Origin of the sequence: Bradyrhizobium sp. ISRA442 (assembly GCF_038085055.1) — a bacterium.
GTDB lineage: Bacteria > Pseudomonadota > Alphaproteobacteria > Rhizobiales > Xanthobacteraceae > Bradyrhizobium.
The window spans coordinates 140,946-166,167 of sequence record NZ_JALGCN010000016.1 but is presented as its reverse complement, the minus strand read 5'-3'; the positions used below and the strand labels follow the sequence as shown (position 1 = coordinate 166,167).

Here is a 25,222-nt window from a genome sequence, read left to right as displayed (position 1 = left end):
GCCGACGGCGTCGGCATTGGCGGTGTATTCGGGGCTCTCGAAGCTGACGGCGACGTGGCTCTGGGCGGCGAGATTGTAGATCTCGGTCGGCCGGATCTGCTGCACCAGGCGGATCAGATTGGTCGAGTCGGTCATGTCGCCGTAATGCATCATGAACGGCACATTGCCGACATGCGGGTCCTGATACAGATGATCGACCCGCGCGGTGTTGAACGACGACGACCGCCGCTTGATGCCGTGCACGACATAGCCGAGCGACAGCAGATGTTCGGCGAGGTAGGCGCCGTCCTGGCCGGTCACGCCGGTGATCAAAGCGATGCGCTCACGCATGTCTGCACTTGCTCCCGCGACAGCTCCCCGACGGGCGCTGCCTTCCACTTGCACTTGAAGATCCGCCCTTCTTTGACATATCGACCGCCGGGGTCAACCCAATACGGCAGCAATCGGGTCTGTTCCCAAGCCCCATAACAATGACGCGAATCAGGCGACTGACGGCGACCATCGGCCGCCGGCTTATGATCCCGGGGCGGCGGTTCGCTCTAACCGCTCTTCAGGGCCGTCTCGCTCAGCACGCGCGCGATCTTCAGCACCTCCGGCAGACCGGTCTTTTCGAACGACTTGATGTCCATACGATTGGCATCGACGGTCAAACTGATGCCAGCGGCCACAGACCTGCCCTTGTCAAAAACCGGCGCAGCGATCGTCCGCAAGCCATAGGCATTCTCGCCATCAGAGACCGCAAAGCCCTGCTTGCGGACTTGCTCCAGCCGCGCAAGCAGCGGTTTCAACCCGGTCAAGGTGCGCTCCGACAGCTTGATCCGTTCGCTGGCCTCCAGACGCTTGATCTGCTCTTCCTTCGGCAGGCCGGCCAGCATCACATGCCCCAACGCCGACGCATAGGCCTTGATCCGGCTGCCGGGCCGGCGATCGATCTTGTGCCGGTCGAGCCCGGCGGTCACGCGCGCAAGATAGACGACGTCGCTGCCATCAAGCACGCCCAGCGAAGCGGCATCGCCGAAGGCGGGCACCAGCTCGCGCAGCAGCGGCTCCGCCTGCCCTCGCAGATTACCGGCGGAGAGCGCAGTGTAGCCGAGATCGAGGCAGGCCAGGCTCAGCCGATAGCGGCGCGTCTCTTCGATTGCATGGAGGTAGCCGAGCTTGACCAGCGTCTGCACCAGGCGGAACGTGGTGCCGCGATCCATGCCAGCGCGCGATGCAATCTCGGTGATGGTCAGCTCGAATTCTTCGGGCGTGAAGCTCTTGAGGACCGCAAAGGCCTTGCCCACCGAATTGACGAAGTTCTTGGGATTGTCGGCCGGGGCCGCGGTCTTGGCCAATTCTGCAAACTCACGTTGTTCGGACGGTGCGCTGGAGTAGATGCGAGGCAGATCCCGCGCTCCCGCCGCGACCGGCATTGGTAGCAGACGCAACGATACCTGCGAAATGGAATTCTCCCTCGCTTGACGCAAGGTGGCGATCGCCCTACAAAAAGCGAAATCAGCAACAATTGTTCGCATTCCGATCAACACAAGAACGGAAGCGGCGCATCGGAGGAGCCCCCGTGGACCTTCAGCCCAAAGGCGTATTCTGCGCGGCGCTGACGCCGCTCAATGCGGATCTGACTCCGGACCTCGGCGCTTTCGCCGGTCATTGCCGCCATCTGCTCGACGAAGGCTGCGACGGCATTGCGCTGCTCGGTACCACCGGGGAAGCCAATTCATTCTCGGGCGCGGAGCGGCGGGCGCTGCTCGAAAGCGCCGTCAAGGCCGGCATTACGCCCTCGCAACTACTGCCGGGGACCGGCGTTGCGGCGCTGACCGAGACCATCGATCTGACCCGCCACGCCTTGTCGCTCGGGGTCGGCACCGTCGTGATGCTGCCACCCTTCTACTACAAGGACGTTTCCGACGACGGCGTCTATGCCTCCTACAGCGAGATCGTGCAGCGTATCGCCGATCCGCGGCTCAAGGTCGTGCTCTATCACATTCCGCAGATGTCACATCAACCCATCTCGCACGCCGTGATCGCGCGGCTGCGCGCGCAGTATCCGGCGGTCTTCGTCGGCATCAAGGACTCCTCCGGCGACTTCACCAACATGACGGCGATGATCGAGAAATTCCCCGGCCTCGCCGTCCTCGCCGGTGCCGATCCGCTGCTGCTTCCGCTGCTCAGGAATGGCGGCGCGGGCTGCATCACCGCGACCTCTAACCTGGTCGCGCGCGATCTCGCCTACGTGTTGCGTCATTTCAACGACGGCGATGCGGCACTGGAGGCCGCACAAAACCGCATCATCAAGGCGCGCGAGCGTGCATCGCTGTTTCCGCAGATCGCTTCGCTCAAGGTGCTCCTCGCCCAGAGAACCGGCCGTGACGGCTGGCGCAGGGTTCGGCCGCCGCTGTTGCCGCTGCCGCAGGAGAATATCGACAAGCTGCTCGCGGCCGGCACCGCGCTCACGGAATCCGTCTGATGGATGTGACCGACGATCGCTTGCTGGATGATCTCGCAGCGGTGGTCGGCGACCGTCACGTCATCGCGCCCGGCCACGACCAGGACCCCTATGTCGTCGATTGGCGCGGCCGCTATCGCGGCAAAGCCCTCGCCGTGGTCAAGCCGGGCTCGACACAGGAAGTCGCCGGCGTCGTGAAACTATGCGCCGAGCGCGGTATCGCCATCGTCCCGCAGGGCGGCAATACCGGCATGTGCGGCGCTGCGACGCCGGATTCCAGCCCGCGAAACGTCGTGATCAGGCTCGACCGGATGCGCCGCATCCGCAAGGTCAGCCCGCTCGCCAATTCCATCACGGTCGAAGCCGGCTGCATCCTTGCGGAGATTCAGGCTGCAGCCGCCGCGGCCGACCGCTACTTTCCCCTGAGCCTCGGCGCGGAAGGGAGCTGCCAGATCGGCGGCAACATTTCGACCAATGCCGGCGGCACCGCGGTGCTGCGCTATGGCCCGACCCGCGAGCTGGTGCTCGGGCTCGAGGCCGTGCTGCCCGATGGCCGGGTGTTCAACGGCTTGCGCGCGCTGCGCAAGGACAACACCGGCTACGACCTCAAGCAGCTCTTCATCGGCGCGGAGGGCACGCTCGGCATCATCACCGCGGCCGTGCTGAAACTGTTCGCGCCGCGGCGCAGCTCGGCGCTGGCGCTGTTGAAGCTGCAGGACGTCGAGCAGGCGTTGCAGGTGATGCAACGGCTGCGGGGCACCGTCGGCGACCGGCTCGGCAGCCTCGAGATCATGTCGCGCAGTCAGATCGAGGTGATCGCCGAGACCGTGCCTGACGTCACCGTCCCGTTCGCGCTCGACACGCCCTGGTATCTCATCATCGAGCTCACGGACTCGCTTGCCGGCGTCGACCTGCATACGCCGCTGGAGGCCGTCCTGGCGCAGGCGTTCGACGACGGCCTGATCCAGGACGCCATCGTGGCATCCAGCGAAGCGCAGGCCAAGGCGATCTGGGCGGTGCGGCACAGTGTCTCCGAGGGCAACAAGCGCAGCGGCTACGTGGTGTCGCATGACAGCGCCGTTCCGCTGGAACGGCAGGCCGCGTTTGCCACCAATGTCGAGCGGCGGATCGTGGCGGCGGTGCCGCACGCCCGCGTCGTCATGCACGGCCATATCGGCGACGGCAACATCCATATCATCGCGATCCTCGATCGCACCCGCTGCGAAAACGCCGAGCAGACCGCGGCGCTGGTGCGCGAGATCAACGAAATCGTCGACGACGAGACCGCCGCGCAAGGCGGCGCGATCAGCGCCGAGCACGGCATCGGCATCACCAATCGCAGCCGGCTCGCGCGGGTGACCGATCCACTCGAGATCGAGCTGATGAAAGAGATCAAGGCCCTGCTCGATCCCGCCGATATCATGAACCCTGGCAAGATCTTCGCGGACGGTTAGACTACAGATGCCGGAACCGCTCATGTCGTCCAACATGACATCCTTACGCCTCCTTGCCGACGACCTTACCGGCGCGCTGGATACGGCCGCCGAGTTCGTCGGCCTGTGCGGGCCGTTCGATGTGATCTGGGCCGATGCGCCGCCGAGCGCCCTGCCCTCATGCCTCGCGATCGACAGCGGAACCCGCGAGCGCAACCTTGCCGACAGCGTTGCGATCGTCGAGCGGCTAGCGCCGATTCTTGGCGGAGCCGGGATCGCCTACAAGAAGGTCGACAGCCTGTTGCGCGGCGCATGGGCGGCCGAGCTCGCCGCAACATTGCGCGCTGGAAGCTGGACAGCCTGCATCGTTGCGCCCGCTTTCGCCTATCAGGGGCGGCGCACGAAAGGCGGCCAGCAGTTCGCACTGGGGCCGGATGGCCGCTGGTCTCCCGTCGGCGACAGCCTTCTGGCGCAGCTCGCGGCGCAAGGCTTGCAGGCCCGCACCGGGCGGCGCGATGCGCCGTTGACGGAAGGCATCCATGTCTTCGACGCCGAGAGCGATGCCGATCTCGACCGGGTGGCCGCGATCGGCCGGCAGGCGCCCTTTCCGGTCCTCTGGTGCGGCAGCGGCGGTCTTGCCGGCGCGCTCACGCGCGGCCATTCCGCCGTCGCATCGCAGACATTGCGCACGCCGGTGCTGGGATTGTTCGGCTCGGATCAGCGAGCGACGGCAGCGCAGCTCGACGCCTGCGGTCCCGCCGTCGTGGCGCTCAGCGATCGGGACACCGACAGTGCCGACATCGTCCGCCGCAAGCTGGCGCATGATCGCGTGGCCATGGTGCGCTTCGACCTCGCGCCAAACCTGTCCCGCGGCGAAGCGGCAAAGCGGATCGCGCGCGAACTGACCGCACTGACATCCGCGCTCGACCCGCCGGGCACGCTGATCGTGGCGGGCGGCGAGACCTTGAAGGCCGTCTGCCTTGCGCTCGGCGCGGGCGCGCTCAAGGTCACCGGGCGTATCGTTCCCGGCCTGCCCCGCTCGCTGCTTCAAGGCGGGCGCTGGGACGGCGTCGAGGTGATATCGAAGTCGGGCGCCTTCGGTGCGCCAGACCTCTGGCGACATCTGCTCCAGGAAAATCATCTGCTCATCGAGAGACACGCCTCATGACCGCCGCTCGCCATCTTGCCATTACCATGGGCGATCCCGCCGGGATCGGGCCGGAAATCATCATCAAGGCCTGCCAGCGCCTGCGCGCGCGCATCGATGCCGGCGACCTGCGCCTCATCATCATCGGCAGCGGGGGTGCGCTGAAGAACGCGGTTCTTCATCTGCAGGCCAACATCGACATTCCCGAGGTTCGTGCCGATGATGCCGATTGGCCCAATCTCTGTTTTCTCCAGGCCGACGCCGAGGGTGAGCCGATCCGGCCGGGCGTGCTATCGGCGGATGGCGGCCGTTTCGCATTCAAGGCGGTCGAGCACGGCGTGCGCTTTGCTCAGGCCGGCCGCATCGGCGGCATCGTCACTGCACCGCTGAACAAGGAAGCGCTCAACAAGGCGGGCTATCACTATCCCGGTCACACCGAGATGCTGGCCGAGTTGACCGGCGTGAAGGGCTCGGTGATGATGCTGGCGCACGGCAACATGCGCGTCAGCCATGTCTCCACCCACGTCGCATTGCAGGACGTGCCGAAGCGGCTGACGCCGGAGCGGCTGCGCTACGTCATCGATCTCACCGACAAGGCGCTGCGTGGGCTTGGCCTGAAGCAGCCGAAGATCGCGGTGGCCGCGCTCAATCCGCACGCCGGCGAAGGCGGGCTGTTCGGCCGGCAGGACATCGATGTGTCCGAGCCAACCATCGCCAAGGCCGTCGCCGACGGGCTCAATGTGCTCGGGCCGGTTCCGGGCGACACCGTCTTCGTCAAGCTGCGCGCCGGCCAGTATGATGCCGTCATCGCGATGTACCACGACCAGGGCCACATCCCGGTCAAGCTGCTCGGCTTCGAAGTCGATCCCGCCACCGGCCGCTGGCAGGAACTCTCCGGCGTGAACATCACGCTCGGCCTGCCGATCATCCGTACCTCCGTCGATCACGGCACCGCCTTCGACATTGCCGGCAAGGGCATCGCCAACGAGCGCAGCCTGATCGAGGCGATCGAATATGCCGAGCGGCTTGCCGCCGGCACCGTGCGAGCGTGATCGCGCGCGGCCATCATCACAGCTTTGGAACGAGACACCATGACCACGCTTGCCGCCCCCATCGAGCTGATCCAGCCCGAGATCGTCGCGTTCGGCTCCGGAACGATCGCGCGCGTGGCGCAGTTCGCGCGTGAGAACGGCGCGAGACGCCCGCTCGTCATCGCCGACGCCTTCAACGCCGCGCGTGTCGACGTGCTCGGCCTACCCGGCGAGGTCAGCGTGTTCGGCGAGGTCAAGCCGGAGCCGGACATTCCGAACCTGGAGAAGGCGCTGGCGGTCGCAAAGACGGCCAGCCCTGATCTCGTGGTCGGCTTCGGCGGCGGCAGTGCGATGGATGTTGCCAAGCTCGTCGCCGTGCTCGGAGGCGGCCGGCAGAAGCTCGTCGATGTCGTCGGTCCCGACAAGGTCGCGTCCCGTGACGTCTTCCTGGTGCAGGTGCCGACCACGTCGGGCACCGGCAGCGAGGGCGGCATCCGTGCGCTGGTCACCGACCCCGCCACCGAGAACAAGCTCGCGGTGCAAAGCCGCTTCATGCTTGCCGATCTCGCAGTGGTCGATCCGGATCTCACCATGACCGTTCCGCCGCAGGTCACCGCGGCGACCGGCGTCGATGCGCTGGCGCATTGCGTCGAGGCCTTCACCAGCCGCAAGGCACATCCCGCCATCGATCTCTACGCCATCGAAGGCATCCGTCTCGTCGGCCGCTTTCTCCGCCGCGCCGTCACGGACGGTTCGGACCGCGAGGCGCGCGCGGGCCTGTCGCTGGCCTCGCTCTATGGCGGCTTCTGCCTCGGTCCGGTCAACACTACGGCCGGGCACGCGGTCGCCTATCCGCTCGGCACGCGCCACCACATCGCCCATGGCCTCGCCTGCGCGCTGATCTTTCCGCATACGCTTGCCTTCAACATGCCGGCGGTGCGCGACAAGACGTGCGAGGTGCTGAAGGCGCTCGGGCTGGAAGCGACCGACGATCCGCGTGCGGCGTTCGATGCCACCTACCGCTACTGCGCCGGCCTCGGCATCGAGATGCGGCTCTCCGCGGTCGGCGTGCCGCGCGAGGACCTCACGTCGATGGCAACCGAAGCGCACGCCATTCGCCGCCTGCTCGACAACAATCCGCGCGATCTCGGCAAGGACGAGATTCTAGCCATGTACGAAGCCGCGTTCTGAACGGCTCGCGCGCGAGGTTTTCCAACCATCAAGACAAGGGAGAGACTATGAAACGCAGAGCATTTCTGGCGGCGGCCGCGCTATGCGCCGTGACGGCGATTGCACCGGTGCAGGCGCAGGACAACTATCCGAGCAAGCCCGTTTCGGTCATCGTGCCGTTTTCCGCGGGCGGGACCGCCGACATCTTCGCACGCATGGTGTCATCGCATCTGCAAAAGACCTGGGGCGGCACGTTCGTAGTCGAGAATGTCGGCGGCGCCGGAAGCATCCTCGGCGTGACGCGGCTGGCGCGTGCGGCGCCTGACGGCGCGACGATCGGCCTTGCCAGCACCTCGGCGCTGTCGATCAACCCGACGCTCTATGGCGAGAAGCTGTCGTACCGGCCCGACAAGGACCTGATCCCGGTCGCGCAGATCAGCGTCGTGCCCAACGTTCTCGTCGTCAATCCGGCCAAGCTCAAGGTGAAGTCGGTGCCGGAATTGATCGCCTATCTCAAGGCCAATCCGAACAAGGTCTCGTTCGGCTCGGCCGGCGTCGGCACCTCGCAGCATCTCGCCGGCGAGCTGTTCCAGCAGATGACGGGAACGCAGATGGTTCACGTGCCCTACAAGGGATCGAGCCAGATGCTGACCGATCTTTTGAGCGGCCAGATCGACCTCGCCTTCGACAACGTGCCGCTGCTACTGCCGCAGGCCAAGGAAGGACATCTCGTGATGCTGGCGACCGCAACGCCGGAGCGCGCCGCCTTCGATCCACAGCTACCCGCAATGAGCGAATTCCTGCCGGGCTTCGAAGCGGTGGCTTGGCACGGCTTCCTGGTGCCGGCAGGCACGCCGAAGCCGGTCGTCGACAAGCTCGCGGAGGAAATCCGCACGTTCATGAAGCAGCCGGAAACGGTGGCAAAGATGGCCGAGCTCGGCGCCATCGCGGTCGCAAAGGACCCGCAGGAATTCTCCGCCTACATCGCGTCGGAAACGACGCGCTGGAAGAGCGTGATCGAGAAGGCTGCGATCAAACTGGATTGATTGGAGGTGCTCGGCAGCGTCGGCTGTCGTAGCCTCCAGCCAGTGCGCATGACAATGCGCAACTGGAGCGCCTCAAGCCCTCGCGGGCGGCGAACAGCGAACCTGATCGTTGCCCTCGCCGCGCGCCCTACCCTGCAATTCTGAGCGCCGATCGCGCCTCGGCCGGGGTGGCGACGTGTCGGCCGTGACGCGCGACCGCCTCCCAAGCAAGGGCCACGAGCTCCGCGTTGCTTCTGGCCAGGCGATCCTTGTCGATCCTGATATTGTCCTCGAGCCCGGTGCGAACCGCATCGGCTCCCCGCGACAACGCCCAGCCCATGACTTCAGCCTGGTGGCGCCCGATCCCCGCCGCGGTCCAGGTCGATTTCGGCATCAGCCGCTTGAGCTCCCCCAGAAGAATGTCGAGGACATGCTCGTCCGCCGGCATTGCGTTCTTGACGCCCATCACGAACTGCACGTGGGGATGCTCATCGATCAGTCCCGCCTCGATCAGGCGGCGGGCGCCATGCAGGTGCGACAGATCGAAGATCTCGATCTCGGGACGGATGCCGCCTGCCTTCATGCCGGTGGCGAGCTGCTCGACCAGGGCAGCGCTGTTTTCGTAGACAATGGTCGGAAAGTTCACCGATCCGGTCGACAGAGACGCCATGTCGGGCTTTAGATAGAGCGCCGACCCGCGCGCCGACGGATCGCGGCCGCGCCCTCCAGTCGAGAACTGAACGATCATGCCCGGACAATGCTTCTTGATACCCTCCTGCACCTCCGCAAAGCGCTGGGGATTCGAGGATGGCGTTTCGTCGTCATTTCGAACGTGAATATGCGCGAGGGTCGCGCCGGCCTCGAAGGCCTCGTGCGTCGACTCGATCTGCTCGGACGGCGCGATCGGCACTGCCGGATTGTCTTTCTTGCGCGGAACGGAACCGGTAATCGCGACAGCAACAACAACAGGGGTCATCCTTCAACTCCTTGGGTCAGCGATATGCAGCCGGGCGACGATCGCGATCATGCCGGCGAAATGGCAGTCGCGTTTGCGTTTGCGGTCTCCGCACGCCTGCGCTCGTAGTCTGCCCTTGGCATTGGAACTGCACCCGGATCGCCGAGATCATCAATGCTGATCCGGTACGTTTCCCTGGCAGTTACGGCTGCGAGGGCTGCAATGACCGTGATGCCGAAGGCGATCGCTCCCACCGTGAGCGGAATATTGGCCGAGCCGGGAGGCGCCACAATCGCAAACAGGGCGGGAAGCAGCGCCGTGATAGTCGTTCCGATGTTCTGCGAGATGGCCATCGCCGAAACCCGGGTTCGCGTCGGAAACAGCTCGGGATAGAAGCTTGGGAAGATCGCGTTGTAGCCCTGATAGACGACACCCCACATCAGGAGCGACAACAGGATCGCCAATGGCACATTCTTGATGCTGATTGCATAGAGGTAGCCGAATGCGAGCAAGCCGGAGCAGAGCGCGCCGACGATGATCGGAGGCTTGCGACCGACCTTGTCGGACAGATTGCCGACGAAGGGAATGACGAATACCGCCAGCATGTTTCCGAGAACCGGGATCCACAAATAAACGTCCTTCGCGAAACCGATGCCGTAGGCAGACTGGACGGCATAAGCTGCGCCGAAGATCGTCGCGACGACCGGAATGACATTCATCAGTGCCATGCAGACAACCCTGAGCATGTCTTTCCAATTCAGCTTGATGGCCTGAATGATCGGAGCCCGCGGAGTTTCTCCCCGCTCATCTTCCCTGGCAAAGGCGGGGGTCTCTTCGACTTCGCGGCGAATGACGTAGCCCGCGACGATGACGAAGAAGCTGAGCAGGAAGGGAATCCGCCAGCCCCAGCTATTGAACGCTTCGGTGGGCATGTAGGCTGCCAGCGGCAGGAAGACCGCCGCCGCAAGGATCTGTCCGGCCTGCACGCCCTGAAGCGCGAAGCTTGCATAGAATCCGCGCCGCCCGAATGGCGCATGCTCCAGGATCATCGAGCTCGCGCCGGAGATTTCGCCGGCAACGGCAAAGCCCTGCACGAGACGCAGGATGACCAGAAGGATCGGCGCCAGGATGCCGACCTCTTGGTACGTCGGCAGGATGCCGACGGCCATCGTCGAGATGCCCATCAGGAACATGCAGACGATAAGAACTGTTTTGCGGCCATGGGTATCGCCCCAGTGGCCGAGAACGAAGGCACCAATCGGCCGGGCCACGTATCCAACACCGTACGTCGCCAGTGATGCGACGATGGCAACGGTGGGATTGTCCGACGGGAAGAAGATTTGCGGGAAGATCAGCGACGCTGCGGTCGCGTAGATGAAGAAGTCATAATATTCAAGCGCCGATCCGATCCAGCCGCTCGCAGCAGCTTTCTTGGACTGACCGACCTCATGGATCGCCCGAGCCGTGGTCATCTGCAAGTTTCCTCCAACCTGTTTGCTGGCGTCCCGTGACCGGGCTTCATGGATGTGTTGGGCAGCAATGTCGGAAAGCGCGGCGGACTTTCCGCACGCGTCTGTTCGACTGCCGAGACCTGTCTGGTTCGGCGCGACAATAGGCTTTCCGCGAGCTAACACAATTACCCTGTTATGCGAGAAACCTAACATCATGTTAGGTCGTGCTGCCGCAGGCCAAGGGAGGAAATCTCGTGATGCGACCGCGAAGGACCCGCGGGAATTCTCCGCCTACGTCGCCTCGGAGACGACGCGCTGGAAGAGCGTGATCGAGAAAGCCGCGATCAAGATCGATTGAGCGGAGCAGGCTGGCAGCGCGCAGCGCCGACGCGGGAAGGATGGTCTGGCTTACTCAAAGTCAGCCATCCAGTAGCGCTGCCAGCCGATGTCGATCGATGATGTTGGGGTCTTGCGGCAATTCATAGCCGTCCAATTCGGCAAGTTTTGCAGCTACCTGCGGTCTGGCAATGACATCCTGAGGCAGCGCAAGGCACATCGCGATTTCAATCATTCCACGAAGCGCGTCTGCGTCCTGGGAAGATGCAACGAGAAGCTTAGCCATGACCGGGTTAGGTGCGGGCACCGGCACGCCCTCTTCCAGAGCGTTCATCTCAGCGATCCGCGCGCGGTCCGCGGCGATCTGGTTTCGATAAAACGGGCCGACCTGTTTTTCTGTCTCAGCGTCGTATTGCCGGGAGAACGCTACTGGATCGTTGATGTGCAGGCGGGCAACATTGCGGAGCACCTGGGCGTGCAGAAGGCCGACACTCAAGCCCCGTCCGGCGGACGGGTTGGTGCACGCCCATGCATCACCTACAGCGGCGAACCCCGTGATGACGGGCTGACCATCGACGACAAACCGCCGGTACCGGTCGACAACTCCCGCCATCAGAAGGACGGGCGTGATTGGCTCGCCATCGAGCCAATGGGCTTGCCGCGGGCACGCGGAGACAATGCGATGGAACGTCGCCGTATCACGCAAGGCTCGCATCGCCTTGTTCTTGGACGAAGTATACAAGGTGATCGACCAAGTGCCATTGTCCCCATCCAGGGTCAGGATCGAGAACAAGCCCATTGGCGTGAGCGCGCGTCCCATCCTGCGAGGCCGCTGTTGCCCGGCGAAATATCGCGTAAAATAAGCGAAGTTGCTATCTTCGGCTTCCTCAATCGGCCTGCGGGCACCCGCGCTGACGATCCAATCGCATGCCGCGCTTCGCCGTCCCATCGCGTCGATAACCAGATCGGCGCGAATCTCCTCGCCGGATGTCGTGCGTACCCCTGCAACGTGCGGCACGCCGGGAATTGCCGATGCACCTGTGATCAATTCGCGAACCTTGGTCCCCCGACGGATGGTCACGTTAGGCGCAGCTTGCGCCATTGCAGCTACGGCCCATTCTATGATGGGCCTGCGGCCAGTGACGAAGCGTATGGCCTCGTCGCCGGGACGTGGGGTTCGGTCCGTTATGGTTGGGGGAAGACTGTCGAGATAGTCCACCCAGACGCAACCGGCTCGAAGCAGATCAGCCTTCAGCCCCGGCAACTCCTGATCGCTGATCATCCGAAATCGCGAACTGAGGTTATGAGGTTGCCTGAATTGGGCAACTCCGGGGCGTTCCCACGAATCCCATCCCTCGGCGGGCGCCGTAGGGTGACCTGCCGGATCAACCTCCAGGACTGTGACGCGGTGGCCGTCGCGACCAAGCATCGTCGCTGCGCATAATCCGATCACGCCTCCGCCGCAAATCAGGACTTTGCTCATCCCTTCTCCTCCCGGAGTTCGGCTGATCGCGGATGCGGCGCGGAGTGGCTATCGTCTCCTCCCGGCGAAACGATACCCACTCACGGCGGTGCACGAATGACTCAAGACATAGGTCGATGCGGCGAACCGGAGGTTCAAAAGTCTCCTCAGCTTGCCCTCAGAGCCCGGCTGCCGCGGGTGACGTCCCATTGGTCGGTTATGCGTCACTGACAGACCCGACCCGATGTCCGGTCAGATTTCGGCTAAGGGCCGCGGGGCACCTTCCCCGCCAAATGCAGTCTGCCCCTTCCTGGCTCCGGCGATGTCCCTGAGACCGTATCGCGTCGTATCAGCGCCGATATCTGATGCTAGCTTCCACAACGGCAGGGAGCACCTGCTTCCTGCTTCATACCGAACAGGAGGACGACATGCCTGATAGCGTCTACAAGGTCATTGAACTGGTCGGTACCAGCAACGACTCCTGGGAGAAGGCCGCCGCCAATGCGGTCGAGCAAGCTGCAAAATCTCTCCGAGATCTTCGCGTTGCAGAGGTCGTCAAACTCGATATGCAACTGGATGCCAAAGGAAAAGTAGAGGCCTATCGCGCCAAGCTCAACGTATCGTTCAAGTTCGAGGGCTCCTGAGCCTCGGCACCTCGCCCCGCTTGCGGGGCGAGGATGGCTCATTCGAGAAAGGCGCGTCTAGCGGCCCGCCAACCAAACGACACCACGATTTGGAGAGAGCCCGCTTTGCGCCACGACCTGCTCTCCCCGCGAGTTCTCGTCAACGCCCCGCAACCGAACCGGTCCGGGACACCAGCCGTCCCCCAGCGCCATGACGCCCCCTGGAAGTAGGCCCTAGTCCAGCAGGGGCCCGATATGCTTTGATGCGTGAGGCCGGAAACTGCGACGCGTGGTGGCCTCATGTACATGGTCATTCGCAAATATACCAAGGTTCGTTCGGTTGCGGACGCTGCTCGCCGCGCCAAGAGCGGGCTCGGTCAGATCCTGAGGCAATCACCCGGATTTAGATCTTACTATGTGCTGGATGGGGGCCACGGCGTTGGTGTCGCCGTGATGATATTCGAGGACTGCGAAAGCGCCACTGCAGCAAACGCTAAAGTGCTGGAGTTTGTTCAAGCAAGCCTGCTTGACCTCAATCTTGGCGATCCCGAAATCATTACCGGCGAAGTTTTGATGAACATAGAACGTGATGCGTCCCCGAGCATAGGCTCTTCGCAGACGCCGCCAGTTGCGTGAGGGCCGCCCCCTGCTGATGCCGACGCGCCGTCGCGTTGGAGCGATCGTGCCCTGGGCATCCGCAGTCCTTCGTCAGGCATATTCGATGACGCCGACGACCCGGCGGTCGTGCGCGAGCCGGACGAAGACTAGACTGGCCCGTGTCTGGCAATCCGCGCTATAATATCTCCCATGGGTTGGGATGCGAAAGACGTAGCACGGCTCAAAGGGCTCTGGGCCGCAGGACAGAGCGCGGCGCAGATCGCGCGCCGTCTCGGGTGTAGCCGCAACGCGGTCTGCGGCATGCTCACCCGTTTGGGCCTGAAGCGTGGCCACAAGCCACCAACAGCAAGACCCAAGATAAGGCCGGCCCCGAAGCTGAGGCCGGCGTCGTCGGCCGCCTGTGCCCGCCCAGTGGCAAAGAAGGTGTCGCGTAACACAGCAGAGAAGCAGCAGCCTCAGGAATTCAGCAAGCGGCAGCTTTACGCCATTCTAGCCGAGGCGGTCAGGAACACCGGCTAAGAGCTCAACGCGACCGTCGTTGCGCTCCGCGTCGGCACGGCGCAGCCTGCTTGTCCCAATGGAAACCTGAGAACGCGCCAAGCGCCCGAAATGATTGGAGCGGGTGAAGGGAATCGAACCCTCGTATTCAGCTTGGAAGGCTGCTGCTCTACCATTGAGCTACACCCGCGCAAGTCGCTCCCTAACACGGTCGGGCGGCGGTCTCAACTGCCCTCAAGGCGGCTTTCCGGTGTTGCGAACAGGGCTTGTTCCCGCCCCGACCGGCCGCCCCTTAACAGGGGCGCCCTCGCCGTCTATATCTGTGTCTCCCGAAACCAACGAAAGGAGGTGATCCAGTGTCTTATCTCAAGCGCTGTCACCTCGCTGGGATCGCCCGCTGAGCTTTGACGAGAAGCTTGGCCACGGGGCGGTCTCAGCCCTGGACCAGCGAGACAAGAAATCGGGCGCGACGGGCTACTTGCCCGCCGCGCCTTTTCTTTTTGAAGGGATGCGCAGCCGAACGGCGGCGCGGCGATCGATATTTGTAAGGCGCTCATGTGGTGCGTCGGCGCGTCGCGAAGGTCTAGAAGCCGCAGACGTTCTGCCCGCGCGGGCGCTTTCCCCTGCGGCTTTCGACGATGCGCTCGCCGCTATTTTTCGGCGGAGCTGCCGTAGTAGCGGTGATGGCCGGTCTGGTCGTGCAAATCGGCAGGCTGCGATTGTCCCGCCCGCCGCGCGTCGCAGATGATCCTGATGGTCTGACCCGACATTGCCGCCTCCAGCATTGACCTGTGTTCTTTGTGGTCATCAGTCGCGACCGCTTCCGGCGGCGTTCACCGCGTAAGGCCGCAATCGGGTTTCGGGACGGTTTCGCCGCAAGCCCCCGACGCAATTTTTTATGCATTGGGATTGTCGGCAGCGGCCGCGGTGATACGTCCTTTGAACCGCGCGCAGCCAAAACAGACGAGGTGACGATGCTCTACGCCATCCTGGCCTATCACGTGGAAGACGAGGTCCTGTCCTGGACGCCGGAAGAGGACGCGACCGTCATGACCAATTTGAAGACCGTCCAGGAGCCGTTGCGGGCCAAGGGCCATTTCGGGCCGGCCGCCCGGCTCGATGAAACCCGCAAGGCCCGCACCCTGCGCGGGCCCGGCGCGGGACTCGTGCTCGACGGGCCCTTCGCTGAGACCAAGGAGCAGCTTCTCGGCTTCTACATTATGGAATTCGACAGCGAGGACGGCGCGATCGCCGCGGCGCGCGAGCTGCGCAAGGCCAATCCGAGCGCGGTCTACGAGATCCGCCCGATCAAGCTTTTCCTTCCCGCAGACGGGTTTGGCGCGACAGCGGCCGACGGGTGAGCCGGCTATGGCCCCTTGTCCGCCGGCGCGGAGTAGAAGCGCTGGATCAGCAGCCCGCCGAAGGCGATGAGCCACACGAACTGCGCGGCCCGCGGCGCGACCGCCGCAACCGCCGTGCCCGGCATGAACACCAGCAGCGGAAACAGCGAGGCCATGATTTCGCGGTGCCAGCCGCCCAAAATCGTCCACCACAGCCCGACATTGAAGCCTGCGATCGCGGTCAGGTTCAGGCCGTAGAGCACGGCGACCGCGCTGCTCATGCCGTAATTGGTGTAGAGGCCGTTGGTCACCGGCAGCAGCACGATCGAGAGCAGGAAGAACAGGTTGAGGATCACCACGCCGCGGCTGCCGATGGGCTGGCGCGCGAGCCGCCGCTGGTGGCTGATCCAGAACACGCCGGCGATGATGAAGCTGAGCACAAAGCCGGCGAGCTTGCCGGAATAGGCCTGGGCGAGATCGCTCCAGTCAGGGGCGCTAGCGAACACCGCGGCCTTGGGCAGGTCATAGGCCAATAGCGTCATGGCGACACCGAAAATGGTGTTGCTGAGCGACTCCAGCCGCCGCATCTCGAACTGGTCGGGCTTGAGCTCGGTCATGCCGGCACGCGTTTTTCGGGACTGGAACTTCTGCCTACCTTGTCCCTAGGTCCTAATTCCGGTTCCGTCCAGCCGCATTGCGATTCGCGTTGGGATCGCCGAGTCTGACGCTTTCACCGGGGCGATTCGTGGCGACATATCTGGACACGCTCAATGCGGAGCAGCGCCGCGCCGTCGAGCATGGCGTGGCCGATGGCGCGACCGTGGGCGGCCCCCTGCTCGTCATCGCCGGCGCGGGCTCCGGCAAGACCAATACGCTCGCCCACCGCGTCGCGCATCTGATCGTCGCCGGTGCCGATCCGCGCCGCATCCTGCTGATGACGTTCTCCCGCCGGGCCGCGGCCGAGATGGCCGGCCGCGTCGAGCGCATCGCCCGAAAGGTGCTGGGCGAGAACAACGCCGCGATCATGCGCGACGCGTTGACCTGGGCCGGCACCTTCCACGGCATCGGCGCGCGGCTGCTGCGCGAATATGCCGAACGCATCGGCGTCGATCCCGCCTTCACTATCCACGATCGCGAGGATTCCGCCGACCTGATGAACCTGGTCCGGCACGAGCGCGGCCTGTCGAAGACCGAGAGCCGCTTTCCGGCCAAGGGCACGTGCCTGTCGATCTATTCCCGCTGCGTCAACGCGGAGATGGAGATCGAGAAGGTGCTCGGCCAGCACTATCCCTGGTGCGCCGGCTGGGCCACCGAGCTGAAAGGCCTGTTCGCAGCCTATGTCGAGGCCAAGCAGGCCCAGCACGTGCTCGACTACGACGACCTGCTGCTCTACTGGTCGCAGATGATGAGCGATGCGCTGATCGCCGAAGAAATCGGCGGCCGCTTCGATCACGTCCTGGTCGACGAATATCAGGACACCAACCGCCTGCAATCCTCGATCCTGCTGGCGCTGAAGCCCGATGGCCGCGGGCTCACCGTCGTCGGCGACGACGCGCAGTCGATCTATTCGTTCCGCGCGGCGACCGTACGCAACATCCTGGAGTTTCCACAGAGCTTCTCACCCCGCGCGGAAATGATCACGCTCGACCGCAACTACCGCTCGACGCAGGCGGTGCTGTCGGCGGCCAACGGCGTCATTGGCCTCGCCCGCGAGCGCTTCACCAAGAATCTCTGGACCGACCGCACCTCCGCGCAGAAGCCGCAGCTCGTGACCGTGCACGACGAGGCCGACCAGGCCCGCTACATCGTCGAAGAGGTGCTGGCCAACCGCGAGCAAGGCGCACTGCTCAAGCATCAGGCGGTCCTGTTCCGCACCTCCTCGCACTCCGGTCCGCTGGAGATCGAGCTGACCCGCCGCAACATTCCCTTCGTCAAGTTCGGCGGGCTGAAATTCCTCGATGCCGCGCACGTCAAGGACGTGCTGGCGCTGCTGCGCTTTGCCGAAAATCCGCGCGACCGCGTCGCGGGCTTCCGCATCCTGCATCTGCTCCCGGGCGTGGGGCCGGCGACCGCGCAGCGCGTGCTCGACCAGATGGCGGAGAGCACCGACCCGCTGCACGCGCTCGGCCAGCTTCCTGTGCCGCCGCGCACCGGTGAGGACTGGACCGACTTCGTCCGCACCGTCGAAAACCTGCGCTATTCGGAATGGCCGGCTGATCTCGAACGCGTGCGGCTCTGGTACGAGCCGCATCTCGACCGCATCCACGAGGATTCCGAGACCCGCCGCGCCGACCTCATGCAGCTCGAGCAGATCGCGAGCGGCTATGTCTCGCGCGAAAAATTTTTGACCGAGCTCACGCTCGATCCGCCGGATGCGACCAGTGACAAATCCGGCCCGCCCCTGCGCGACGAGGACTATCTGATCCTCTCCACCATCCACTCCGCCAAGGGCCAGGAGTGGAAATCGGTGTTCGTGCTCAACGTCGTCGACGGCTGCATGCCCTCCGATCTCGGCGCCGGCACCAGCGCCGAGCTCGAGGAGGAGCGCCGCCTGCTCTACGTCGCGATGACGCGTGCCAAGGACGATCTGCACCTCGTCATGCCGCAGCGCTTCTTCACCCACGGCCAGGCCGCCAAGGGCGACCGCCACGTCTACGCCTCGCGCACCCGCTTCATCCCGGAGTCGCTGGTCCCGCTGTTCGAGCGCACCGCCTGGCCGCGCGCTGCCACAGGCCAAGCGCGCGCCGCCGCGCAAGGCCCGAAGATCGACATCGGCGCGCGGATGCGGGGGATGTGGCGGTAGCCGTCGAAAGAACGGAAACCGAGCATTTCCAAAACGCGGCCTTGTGACGTCGCGGTCATCCCTTAAGTCTCGGCGATCCTCCCCGCAGAGACCTGATCGATGACCGCACCGCTAGAATTCGGACTGGATACCTTTGGCGACGTCACCAAGGACGCCTCCGGCGCCATGCATGCGCATGCGCAGGTGATCCGCAACGTCGTCGACGAGGCGGTGCTGGCCGACGAGCTCGGCCTCGACTTCATTGGCCTTGGCGAGCATCACCGCGGCGACTTCGCGATCTCCTCGCCCGAAACCGTGCTGGCCGCGATCGCGTCGCGCACCAAGCGCATTCATCTCGGCTCGGCCGTGACGGTCTTGAGCTCGGACGATCCCATTCGCGTCTTCCAGCGCTTTGCGACGTTGGACGCGCTCTCAGGCGGGCGCGCCGAGGTGATCCTCGGCCGCGGCTCGTTCACCGAATCCTTTCCGCTGTTCGGCTTCGACCTGCGTCGCTATGAAGAGCTGTTCGAGGAGAAGCTCGACCTGTTCGCCGCGCTGTTGTCGCAGAAACCGGTGAGCTGGGAAGGCAAGCTGCGTCCGCCCCTGAGGGACCAGCTCGTCTATCCGCCGGTCGAGAATGGCGAGCTCAAGACCTGGATCGGCGTCGGCGGCAGCCCGCAATCAGTGGTGCGCGCCGCACATTATGACCTGCCCCTGATGCTGGCGATCATCGGCGGCGATCCCGCGCGCTTTGCACCTTATGTCGATCTCTATCACCGCGCCTTCAAGGAATTCGGCCGCCCGGCAAAACCGATCGGCGTGCATTCGCCCGGCTATGTCGCCGAAACCGATGCGCAGGCGCGCGAGGAGCTGTGGCCCGATTACAAGGCCATGCGCGACCGCATCGGCAGGGAACGTGGCTGGCCGCCGATGGGGCGCGACGAGTTCGTGAGTGAGGCCGAGCACGGCTCGCTCTATGTCGGCTCGCCCGAGACCGTCGCGCGCAAGATCGCCGCGACCGCAAAGGCCCTCGGCATCGCGCGCTTTCAGTTGAAATATTCGGCGGGTCCCTTGCCACACGACAAGCTGATGCGGAGCATCGAGCTCTACGGGAGCAAGGTGGTGCCGATGGTCAGAGAGATGATGGGGTAGTAGCGCTTTTCTCGCTTTGGCGGGCTGCAATCCTGCGTAGCGCGTTAGCGCGAAGCAGGATGGTGGGGGAGGAAGGACTCGAACCTTCGAAGCCATGAGGCGGCTGATTTACAGTCAGCTCCCTTTGCCACTCGGGACACTCCCCCGCTCGACGGCAGCACAATCGGGCCGGACCTTGCCGGCGGACCGAATACGGCCATGGAGACGTGAAGACCGCGGACAACCCGGTATCGGGGCAACGGCCGGGCGCGTTTATGGGCGATGCGGTGGGGCAAAGTCAACCGAGGCGAACAGCTAAAATCGCACCGATGGACGGCCAAATTGCCATATTCCGGAACCCGTGACACAAGCGAGCCCATGAAGGATCGAAAATTCGTCCCCAAGGGTCCCCGCGGCGGGGCTAAGCCCTTCAACAGACCGGGTAAATCGTCTCCCCGGCCGACCTGGCGCGACCGCGATTCGCACCCCGACGGTCCGGTCATTCTCTATGGCTGGCACACCGTCACCATGGCGCTGCAAAACCCCCGCCGGCGGATCCGCAAGCTGACGCTGACCGAGAACGCCGCCCGGCGGCTCGCGGAAGAAAACATCGAGACCCGCGTGGCGCCCGAGATCGTCCGGCCCCAGGAAATCGACCGCCTGCTGTCGCCCGATGCCGTGCACCAGGGCCTTTTGGCGGAGGCAGATCCCCTGCCCTCGCCTGACATCGAGACATTGAAACAGGAAGGCATGGTGCTGGTGCTCGACCAGATCACCGATCCCCATAATGTCGGCGCGATCCTGCGCTCGGCCGCGGCCTTCGCGGTGAAGGCGATCGTCACCACCGCGCGCCACAGTCCGGAAGCGACCGGCGTGATGGCGAAGGCCGCCTCCGGCGCGCTGGAGCTTGTGCCGATGGTCACGGTGCAAAACCTCGCGCGCGCCCTCACGGCGCTGAACGAGCGTGGCTTCCAGACCGTGGGCCTCGACAGCCAGGGCAGCGTGGACCTCAGCGAGGTCGCCTTGCGCGAGCCGCTCGCGCTCGTGCTGGGCGCGGAAGGCAAGGGCCTGCGGCAGTTGACGCGCGAAACCTGCAGCGTCGTGGCGCGGCTCGACATGCCCGGCGAGATCAAGAGCCTCAACGTCTCCAACGCCGCCGTGCTCTCGCTCTATGTCGGTGCGAGCCGGCTGGGATTGATGAAGGGGTAAGTTGCGCCACCACAAAGGTGCTCTCCCTCGCCCCGTTCCGCACGAAAGACAAAACGCCCGTCCGCATCACGCGGACGGGCGTTTCGCTAAGTCAACCGATTGAGCGATCAGTAATAGCGACGCAGCACGCGGTGGCCGCCGTAGTAGTACGGCGCGCGGCGATAGCCATAGCGCGGGCCGTAGCCGTAGTGCACGCGCGGCAGATAGCCGTAGCGCGGACCGTAGCCGTAGCGATACGGACGGTAGTACGGACGCTGGTAGGGATAGGCAGCGGCGCGATAGCCATAGCCGTAACCGTAGTTGGCCGGCGCGACCACCGCGTCCTCACGATAGGTCGGATACGGCGCGAACGCGCCGGGGCCGGTATAGGTCGGGCCCTGATTGACGTAGTAGTACTGCGTGATCGGCTCGGCGAGGTACTCAAAGCCCCAGCCGCCAAAGCCGGCGCCATAGCCCCAGCCACCGCAGCCGGTGTTGCAGCCGGTATAGACCGGCGCAACCGGTGCGCAGGTCGCAAAGCCGCAGGCCATGGCGGGCGCGGCCCCCGCAATCATCACGGCAGCCGCCGCGACCAGTCCGGAAATCATTTGACGCATTACTCTCTCCTGTCGATTTTCGTTCGTTGGATTTGACGTTCTTTGTTTGCTTGGGTCGTTACCTCAGTGGCCTGCCGGGCCCTTCCGCGTGAGGCGAAAGTCGACGGTGCTGCGGATTGACGTTGATCTCCGGTGCGAGGATCACCGGCGGCGGATCAGCAGGAATATCCATCTGCGGCGGTAGTGGCGCGGACTGCGCACCCCAGCTCTGGTGATAGCTCTCTGCCGGCCGCGGCAGCTTGCGATTGGCGGGCGGCTCGACCTCGAGGCGGCCATAGCCCGGCCGCAAGCCCAGAGTCGGATAGTAATGGCCGACGTCGGAGGGCTGCCGCTCGCCGATATAGCGTCCGCCATAGATCGTCGGCTGCACCTGGACGTTCTTGCCGAGGCCCCAGGTCCCTTCGACGACGGCATAGGACGCGTCGATGCCGTTGATGATGATGGGCACACCGGGACGGCCGGGAATGACGACGTCGAAGCCTTCGCCGGCAAGCGCCGTCGCGGGCAATCCGATCAGAAAGGCTGCGAGCGCCAAAACGCGCATGAAGGGGCCCCGATTTATCGGCCCGCAACCTATCCGATCGCCGCGCAGAGAGTGTTAAGGCCGTTCGGCCAAATTCCGGTAAGCCTAACGCGCAAGGATTGCGCGTCGCGCAAATGCCAGCGAGCGCAGTATCGAAGCGTTAACGCCGCGCACGGGCCCACGCGCCACGCCAGTCTGCCCGAACCAGCCGGGTTGCATGGCACAAAAGCACATCCCCTGCGGGATCATGTCGATGTGACCCTGCTCCCGCGAAACCGCGGAACGACTCCGTCGCGGCCACGCTTAGCAACGGTCCCAGATCCGTGGAGCAAATGCCATGACGAGCCTGAAACTGGCTATCGCGGCTGGGATACCCGCACCTACGCCCAGCGCAACGGTTTCGTCTGCACGCCCGGCACCTACTTCAAGGGCGATGACGGGCTCCGGCATCGCTGCCAGTAAGCCAGTCTAGGTTGAGCGCGACATGAAACAGGCGGCCCAAAGGCCGCCTGTTTCATGTCCGCGCGGGTTCTGGCACTTTCCGGCCAACTCTGGTATTGCGACGCGCGGGCGGGCGGACAGCTCCGGCGCATTGTCGGGCCCCGCCCCGCTTCATCAGCCTAGCCGGCTTAGCTCAGCGGTAGAGCAGCGGTTTTGTAAACCGAAGGTCGGGGGTTCAATCCCCTCAGCCGGCACCAGCGCTTGGTGCGCGTCAGTTTGAATTCTTCGGCACGCTGCTTTGTTGGAAGCGCTCAACGGCAGCGGCATTGATTTCGACCCAGCGATGTTTCGACTGCTCGAAGACCGATTTGAAGGGCGCCGGATATTCTGTGTCCGCCATTGCTCCGACGGCAACTCCGATCATCGCAGGCATGTTGTCGGCCTTCCAATAGACCGTTGAGCCGCAGTCGGGACAAAAATAGGAGCGGACCATGCCGCCGCTTGCGGCGGCGCGCACGTATTCTTTTGGGGCTCCTGAGATCGTGATGAGGTCAACGGAATAAAAGGCACCTACGCCAAACGGCGCGCCGGTCCGGCGCTGGCACTCAATGCAGTGACAGGCAACGACCTGGCTGGATCGCCCCGGAAGCGACAGCACGACAGCGCCGCAACTGCATCTGGCATTTATCATCGGAGATACTTCCCCTCCTGTCTTGTAGCGCGGGTAAGCGCAGCCGATCCTCATCCCGAGGAATCGCGTAGCGGCGTCTCGAAGGGGCGAGGCAACCAGGCGGGCCTTCATCCTTCGAGACGCGCGTGCCGCGCTCCTCCGGATGAGGGCTATCACGACACTCCGTCATTGCGAGCGCAGCGAAGCAATCCAGAAATGCGTCCGCGGAAGGATTCTGGATTGCTTCGCTGCGCTCGCAATGACGAGAACGTTGCAGCAGTGTGCTTCCCTGCCCCCAATACAATCGCGCCCCTCGCCTTCACTCCTTCCCCACATCGAACGCCAGCAGCACGTTGCCGGGGACGCCGCTCCACTGGCCGTAGCCGGAATTGCTGTAGAGCATGCCATCAGCGACGACCGGACCGGGGCCGTCGATCGCGCCGCCGTGGGCGGGGGCGCCGTTCACGGCGGTGTAGTCTTGCGCGGTGTCGAATTCCCACAGCAGCTTGCCGTCGCCCGTTGCGTAGGCGCGCAGGAAACCGCTGACGCTGCCGGAGAACACGACGCCGGGGATCACGCTGACGGCGGCCGAGAGCGCGGGGCTGCATTGCGCACGATCGCCGCAAGGGACCGGCGGCACCTCCATCGCGATCTTGCCGCTGGCGAGATCGAGTCCGAACAGGCCACCACCCTGCGTGGCGTCGAGGCGCCGCGTGCCATCGCGAAGGAAGCGCACGTCGGAGTTGGCGACATAGATGCGAGCCCCGTCGGCGGCCGAGCCCCATTCGCTGCCGCCGAGCGCGCCGCCCTTCCCGATCCGCGTCTGCCACAGGATCTTGCCGCCATCATCGGGATCGAGCGCGTGCACGACGCCGGACTTTTGCGCGATCACGAGCATGCGCTTGCCGTCCTGTAAGCTGACCAGGATCGGCGACTGGCCAAAATCGTGGTCGGGGCCGTGATCCTCGGGACAGTTGGTCTTGTCGGCACTGTAGCAGGCTACGACGTAGGCGTCCTTCGGCGTCGCCTGCTGCTTCCAGAGCAGCTTTCCCGTCGCAAGATCGAGAGCGAGGATCGCATCGGCGGTCGTTGCAGGCGGGTTCGAGTAGGCATTGCTGGTCGCGATATAGACGACGTTGCGCTTCGCATCGATCGTCGGTGCTGACCAGACCGAAGCGCCGGACGGTCCATAGAGCTGCGTGCCTCTGGTATTCTTCTCGGTCGGATGCGGCACCTCGGGGATTGTATAGGCCTGCCACACCGTCTTGCCGGTCGCAGCGTCAAGCGCCACCACGCTGCCGCGGAAGGTGCAGCATTCGTAGCTCGGCTGCGATCCGGCCACCTCCTCGATCGAGGACACCGGGACATAGAGCACGCCCGAATGAAGCGTCGGCGCGCCCGTGATCCGGGCTGCCGGATGCTCCTCGACCTTCACCTTCCAGATCTGTGCGCCGGTCAGGGCATTCACGGCATAGGCGTTGGCCTTGAGATCGCCGAAGAAGATCGCGAACTGATCCGTGCCTGCGATCGGCGCGAAGCTGATGGCGGCGCGCACCGCGGCATCGGTCGCAAAGGTCCACAGCGTGCAGCCGCTCTTCGCGTCGAGCGCATGCACCTTGCGATCGGTGCCACCGATGAACAGGAGTCCACCAACGACCGTCGGCGGCGCAAAGGACAGCGAAGCTCCGGGAAAGGCATAGGCCCATCTCAGCCGCAGGCGCGGCACCTGCTCGGCGGTGAGGCCCGCCATCTCCGCCGGCTGGAAGCGGCTGTTGCTGGCATCGACGCCCCAGCCGTTCCAGCGCGGACCGTCGAGCGCCTGCGGAAAGCCGCTGGTCTGCTGCGTGCAGCGGCCTTGCGCATTGGCCGCGGCACTGTTCGTTGCGGCCTTGCCGGTGACGAAGGCGGCAATCGCGCGGCGCTCGTCGTCGCTGCGCTCCTTCGCGATTGTTGCCATGCTGCCGGTCGCAAGCGTCCCCAGCACGTGCTCGAACGACATCGCCTGCATCGCGCTCCGCGCCGGCACACGACTCTGGGGGTCAGCGGCATCGTGACATTGCGCGCAATGCCTCGCGTAGAGGGCCGCGCCTTCCTGTTGCGCGCGCGCCGGCGCGCAACACCAGATCAGCAGGGCAGCCACGACAGCGATCAGTCTCATGACCTGCTCCGACATCGTCACCGCAATGCGAGCCCGCTTCACACGACCTAAAGTTTAACGCGAGGCCGATCATTGAAGCAACGGGCGATCCGCCCGCCCTTGTCACACGGCCTTCGCAATGCCGCTCTCACCGGGCAGTTCATCCAGCCGTCAGAGCCCTAGACTCTTGTCGCACCG

At 64.6% G+C, this 25,222-nt stretch carries 24 protein-coding genes and 3 tRNA genes; 15 read left to right on the top strand and 12 right to left on the bottom strand.

Translation table 11 applies throughout. From position 1 onward, the window contains the following. Both MTR72_RS28535 and MTR72_RS28530 read right to left on the bottom strand, forming a co-directional pair. Window positions 1–330: GDP-mannose 4,6-dehydratase (locus tag MTR72_RS28535; protein WP_341511615.1), on the bottom strand; the 330-nt coding region annotated here is incomplete at its 3' end. A gap of 209 nt (window positions 331–539) precedes the next feature. After that, window positions 540–1,337 carry an IclR family transcriptional regulator gene (locus tag MTR72_RS28530; RefSeq protein ID WP_280970264.1) on the bottom strand — a complete coding sequence of 266 codons (798 nt, stop codon included), beginning with the start codon at window positions 1,335–1,337 and terminating at the stop codon, window positions 540–542. A gap of 224 nt (window positions 1,338–1,561) precedes the next feature. On the opposite strand from MTR72_RS28530, the gene MTR72_RS28525 reads away from it, so the two are divergent. From MTR72_RS28525 to MTR72_RS28500, 6 genes are read left to right on the top strand one after another with little or no spacing between them, the layout of a single operon-like run. Then, window positions 1,562–2,467 (top strand): dihydrodipicolinate synthase family protein, encoded by a 906-nt coding sequence (locus MTR72_RS28525; protein ID WP_280970263.1) that lies wholly within the window; start codon window positions 1,562–1,564, stop codon window positions 2,465–2,467. Then, window positions 2,467–3,900, top strand: a complete 1,434-nt coding sequence (locus MTR72_RS28520) for an FAD-binding oxidoreductase (RefSeq protein WP_341511614.1) — start codon at window positions 2,467–2,469, stop codon at window positions 3,898–3,900. The genes MTR72_RS28525 and MTR72_RS28520 overlap by 1 nt, the downstream gene beginning before the upstream one ends. Before the next feature lie 34 nt (window positions 3,901–3,934). Next, window positions 3,935–5,047: a four-carbon acid sugar kinase family protein gene (locus MTR72_RS28515; RefSeq protein ID WP_280970946.1), complete on the top strand. Its 1,113-nt coding sequence runs from the start codon at window positions 3,935–3,937 to the stop codon at window positions 5,045–5,047. Continuing rightward, entirely contained in the window at window positions 5,044–6,078 is a 1,035-nt protein-coding gene (gene pdxA / locus MTR72_RS28510; protein ID WP_280970261.1) for a 4-hydroxythreonine-4-phosphate dehydrogenase PdxA, read from the top strand. Before MTR72_RS28515 ends, pdxA begins: the two co-directional genes overlap by 4 nt. A 39-nt stretch (window positions 6,079–6,117) precedes the next feature. Beyond that, complete coding sequence (locus tag MTR72_RS28505) at window positions 6,118–7,248, top strand: iron-containing alcohol dehydrogenase (RefSeq protein ID WP_280970259.1); 1,131 nt, start codon at window positions 6,118–6,120, stop codon at window positions 7,246–7,248. Window positions 7,249–7,295: 47 nt separating this feature from the next. Next, on the top strand, window positions 7,296–8,273 hold the full coding sequence (locus MTR72_RS28500; protein ID WP_280970258.1) for a Bug family tripartite tricarboxylate transporter substrate binding protein: 978 nt from the start codon (window positions 7,296–7,298) through the stop codon (window positions 8,271–8,273). Window positions 8,274–8,400: 127 nt separating this feature from the next. Here the strand turns inward: MTR72_RS28500 and MTR72_RS28495 are convergent, their stop codons facing one another. Further along, window positions 8,401–9,228, bottom strand: coding sequence for a BKACE family enzyme (locus tag MTR72_RS28495; protein WP_341511613.1), 828 nt, complete (start codon window positions 9,226–9,228; stop codon window positions 8,401–8,403). 47 nt (window positions 9,229–9,275) lie between these two features. Then, entirely contained in the window at window positions 9,276–10,679 is a 1,404-nt protein-coding gene (locus tag MTR72_RS28490) for an MFS transporter (RefSeq protein WP_341511612.1), read from the bottom strand. A gap of 193 nt (window positions 10,680–10,872) precedes the next feature. On the opposite strand from MTR72_RS28490, the gene MTR72_RS28485 reads away from it, so the two are divergent. Next, window positions 10,873–11,016, top strand: coding sequence for a hypothetical protein (locus MTR72_RS28485; protein ID WP_341511611.1), 144 nt, complete (start codon window positions 10,873–10,875; stop codon window positions 11,014–11,016). A 60-nt stretch (window positions 11,017–11,076) separates the two neighbouring features. On the opposite strand, the gene MTR72_RS28480 is transcribed toward MTR72_RS28485, so the two are convergent. Further along, the gene (locus MTR72_RS28480; protein ID WP_341511610.1) at window positions 11,077–12,477 is read right to left on the bottom strand and encodes an FAD-dependent oxidoreductase; all 1,401 of its coding nucleotides are present in this window, start codon (window positions 12,475–12,477) and stop codon (window positions 11,077–11,079) included. 407 nt (window positions 12,478–12,884) lie between these two features. On the opposite strand from MTR72_RS28480, the gene MTR72_RS28475 reads away from it, so the two are divergent. The 3 genes from MTR72_RS28475 to MTR72_RS28465 all read left to right on the top strand — a co-directional run bounded on the left by MTR72_RS28475 (window position 12,885) and on the right by MTR72_RS28465 (window position 14,216). Further along, window positions 12,885–13,100, top strand: a complete 216-nt coding sequence (locus tag MTR72_RS28475) for a dodecin family protein (RefSeq protein ID WP_280970254.1) — start codon at window positions 12,885–12,887, stop codon at window positions 13,098–13,100. 279 nt (window positions 13,101–13,379) lie between these two features. Next, the gene (locus MTR72_RS28470) at window positions 13,380–13,715 is read left to right on the top strand and encodes a hypothetical protein (protein WP_341511609.1); all 336 of its coding nucleotides are present in this window, start codon (window positions 13,380–13,382) and stop codon (window positions 13,713–13,715) included. Between the two features lie 171 nt (window positions 13,716–13,886). Further along, the gene (locus MTR72_RS28465; RefSeq protein WP_341511608.1) at window positions 13,887–14,216 is read left to right on the top strand and encodes a GcrA family cell cycle regulator; all 330 of its coding nucleotides are present in this window, start codon (window positions 13,887–13,889) and stop codon (window positions 14,214–14,216) included. 95 nt (window positions 14,217–14,311) lie between these two features. On the opposite strand, the gene MTR72_RS28460 is transcribed toward MTR72_RS28465, so the two are convergent. Then, window positions 14,312–14,385 (bottom strand) — tRNA-Gly (locus MTR72_RS28460). A 784-nt stretch (window positions 14,386–15,169) separates the two neighbouring features. Between MTR72_RS28460 and MTR72_RS28455 the strand changes: the two genes are divergently transcribed. Further along, on the top strand, window positions 15,170–15,556 hold the full coding sequence (locus MTR72_RS28455; protein WP_341511618.1) for a YciI family protein: 387 nt from the start codon (window positions 15,170–15,172) through the stop codon (window positions 15,554–15,556). Between the two features lie 5 nt (window positions 15,557–15,561). Here the strand turns inward: MTR72_RS28455 and MTR72_RS28450 are convergent, their stop codons facing one another. Next, window positions 15,562–16,152 carry a TMEM175 family protein gene (locus MTR72_RS28450; RefSeq protein WP_341511607.1) on the bottom strand — a complete coding sequence of 197 codons (591 nt, stop codon included), beginning with the start codon at window positions 16,150–16,152 and terminating at the stop codon, window positions 15,562–15,564. 128 nt (window positions 16,153–16,280) lie between these two features. On the opposite strand from MTR72_RS28450, the gene MTR72_RS28445 reads away from it, so the two are divergent. Together MTR72_RS28445 and MTR72_RS28440 are read left to right on the top strand one after the other, a co-directional pair. Then, the gene (locus MTR72_RS28445; protein WP_341511606.1) at window positions 16,281–18,338 is read left to right on the top strand and encodes an ATP-dependent helicase; all 2,058 of its coding nucleotides are present in this window, start codon (window positions 16,281–16,283) and stop codon (window positions 18,336–18,338) included. Between the two features lie 99 nt (window positions 18,339–18,437). After that, window positions 18,438–19,469 carry an LLM class flavin-dependent oxidoreductase gene (locus tag MTR72_RS28440; protein ID WP_341511605.1) on the top strand — a complete coding sequence of 344 codons (1,032 nt, stop codon included), beginning with the start codon at window positions 18,438–18,440 and terminating at the stop codon, window positions 19,467–19,469. A 60-nt stretch (window positions 19,470–19,529) separates the two neighbouring features. Here MTR72_RS28440 and MTR72_RS28435 read toward each other — a convergent pair. Further along, window positions 19,530–19,615: transfer RNA gene (locus MTR72_RS28435), tRNA-Tyr, on the bottom strand. A gap of 211 nt (window positions 19,616–19,826) precedes the next feature. On the opposite strand from MTR72_RS28435, the gene rlmB reads away from it, so the two are divergent. Further along, window positions 19,827–20,657, top strand: a complete 831-nt coding sequence (gene rlmB, locus MTR72_RS28430; RefSeq protein ID WP_341511604.1) for a 23S rRNA (guanosine(2251)-2'-O)-methyltransferase RlmB — start codon at window positions 19,827–19,829, stop codon at window positions 20,655–20,657. A gap of 107 nt (window positions 20,658–20,764) precedes the next feature. On the opposite strand, the gene MTR72_RS28425 is transcribed toward rlmB, so the two are convergent. Together MTR72_RS28425 and MTR72_RS28420 are read right to left on the bottom strand one after the other, a co-directional pair. Then, the gene (locus tag MTR72_RS28425) at window positions 20,765–21,253 is read right to left on the bottom strand and encodes a hypothetical protein (RefSeq protein WP_341511603.1); all 489 of its coding nucleotides are present in this window, start codon (window positions 21,251–21,253) and stop codon (window positions 20,765–20,767) included. A 58-nt stretch (window positions 21,254–21,311) separates the two neighbouring features. Beyond that, entirely contained in the window at window positions 21,312–21,797 is a 486-nt protein-coding gene (locus tag MTR72_RS28420) for a hypothetical protein (RefSeq protein ID WP_341511602.1), read from the bottom strand. Between the two features lie 602 nt (window positions 21,798–22,399). Between MTR72_RS28420 and MTR72_RS28415 the strand changes: the two genes are divergently transcribed. Continuing rightward, window positions 22,400–22,474, top strand: a tRNA-Thr gene (locus tag MTR72_RS28415). Between the two features lie 14 nt (window positions 22,475–22,488). Here MTR72_RS28415 and MTR72_RS28410 read toward each other — a convergent pair. Together MTR72_RS28410 and MTR72_RS28405 are read right to left on the bottom strand one after the other, a co-directional pair. After that, the gene (locus MTR72_RS28410) at window positions 22,489–22,908 is read right to left on the bottom strand and encodes a GFA family protein (protein ID WP_341511617.1); all 420 of its coding nucleotides are present in this window, start codon (window positions 22,906–22,908) and stop codon (window positions 22,489–22,491) included. 298 nt (window positions 22,909–23,206) lie between these two features. Continuing rightward, window positions 23,207–25,045 (bottom strand): outer membrane protein assembly factor BamB family protein, encoded by a 1,839-nt coding sequence (locus tag MTR72_RS28405; protein WP_341511601.1) that lies wholly within the window; start codon window positions 25,043–25,045, stop codon window positions 23,207–23,209. Window positions 25,046–25,222: the final 177 nt, after the last annotated feature.

Bases quoted from the DNA above. Each gene is read 5' to 3' on its own strand.
- MTR72_RS28410 (WP_341511617.1), bottom strand. From the start codon at position 22,908: ATGATAAATGCCAGATGCAGTTGCGGCGCTGTCGTGCTGTCGCTTCCG.
- MTR72_RS28405 (WP_341511601.1), bottom strand. From the start codon at position 25,045: ATGAGACTGATCGCTGTCGTGGCTGCCCTGCTGATCTGGTGTTGCGCG.
- MTR72_RS28470 (WP_341511609.1), top strand. From the start codon at position 13,380: ATGTACATGGTCATTCGCAAATATACCAAGGTTCGTTCGGTTGCGGAC.
- MTR72_RS28490 (WP_341511612.1), bottom strand. From the start codon at position 10,679: ATGACCACGGCTCGGGCGATCCATGAGGTCGGTCAGTCCAAGAAAGCT.
- pdxA (WP_280970261.1), top strand. From the start codon at position 5,044: ATGACCGCCGCTCGCCATCTTGCCATTACCATGGGCGATCCCGCCGGG.
- MTR72_RS28475 (WP_280970254.1), top strand. From the start codon at position 12,885: ATGCCTGATAGCGTCTACAAGGTCATTGAACTGGTCGGTACCAGCAAC.
- MTR72_RS28465 (WP_341511608.1), top strand. From the start codon at position 13,887: ATGGGTTGGGATGCGAAAGACGTAGCACGGCTCAAAGGGCTCTGGGCC.
- MTR72_RS28480 (WP_341511610.1), bottom strand. From the start codon at position 12,477: ATGAGCAAAGTCCTGATTTGCGGCGGAGGCGTGATCGGATTATGCGCA.
- rlmB (WP_341511604.1), top strand. From the start codon at position 19,827: ATGAAGGATCGAAAATTCGTCCCCAAGGGTCCCCGCGGCGGGGCTAAG.
- MTR72_RS28420 (WP_341511602.1), bottom strand. From the start codon at position 21,797: ATGCGCGTTTTGGCGCTCGCAGCCTTTCTGATCGGATTGCCCGCGACG.
- MTR72_RS28495 (WP_341511613.1), bottom strand. From the start codon at position 9,228: ATGACCCCTGTTGTTGTTGCTGTCGCGATTACCGGTTCCGTTCCGCGC.
- MTR72_RS28520 (WP_341511614.1), top strand. From the start codon at position 2,467: ATGGATGTGACCGACGATCGCTTGCTGGATGATCTCGCAGCGGTGGTC.
- MTR72_RS28485 (WP_341511611.1), top strand. From the start codon at position 10,873: ATGTTAGGTCGTGCTGCCGCAGGCCAAGGGAGGAAATCTCGTGATGCG.
- MTR72_RS28440 (WP_341511605.1), top strand. From the start codon at position 18,438: ATGACCGCACCGCTAGAATTCGGACTGGATACCTTTGGCGACGTCACC.
- MTR72_RS28500 (WP_280970258.1), top strand. From the start codon at position 7,296: ATGAAACGCAGAGCATTTCTGGCGGCGGCCGCGCTATGCGCCGTGACG.
- MTR72_RS28450 (WP_341511607.1), bottom strand. From the start codon at position 16,152: ATGACCGAGCTCAAGCCCGACCAGTTCGAGATGCGGCGGCTGGAGTCG.
- MTR72_RS28425 (WP_341511603.1), bottom strand. From the start codon at position 21,253: ATGCGTCAAATGATTTCCGGACTGGTCGCGGCGGCTGCCGTGATGATT.
- MTR72_RS28455 (WP_341511618.1), top strand. From the start codon at position 15,170: ATGCTCTACGCCATCCTGGCCTATCACGTGGAAGACGAGGTCCTGTCC.
- MTR72_RS28505 (WP_280970259.1), top strand. From the start codon at position 6,118: ATGACCACGCTTGCCGCCCCCATCGAGCTGATCCAGCCCGAGATCGTC.
- MTR72_RS28515 (WP_280970946.1), top strand. From the start codon at position 3,935: ATGACATCCTTACGCCTCCTTGCCGACGACCTTACCGGCGCGCTGGAT.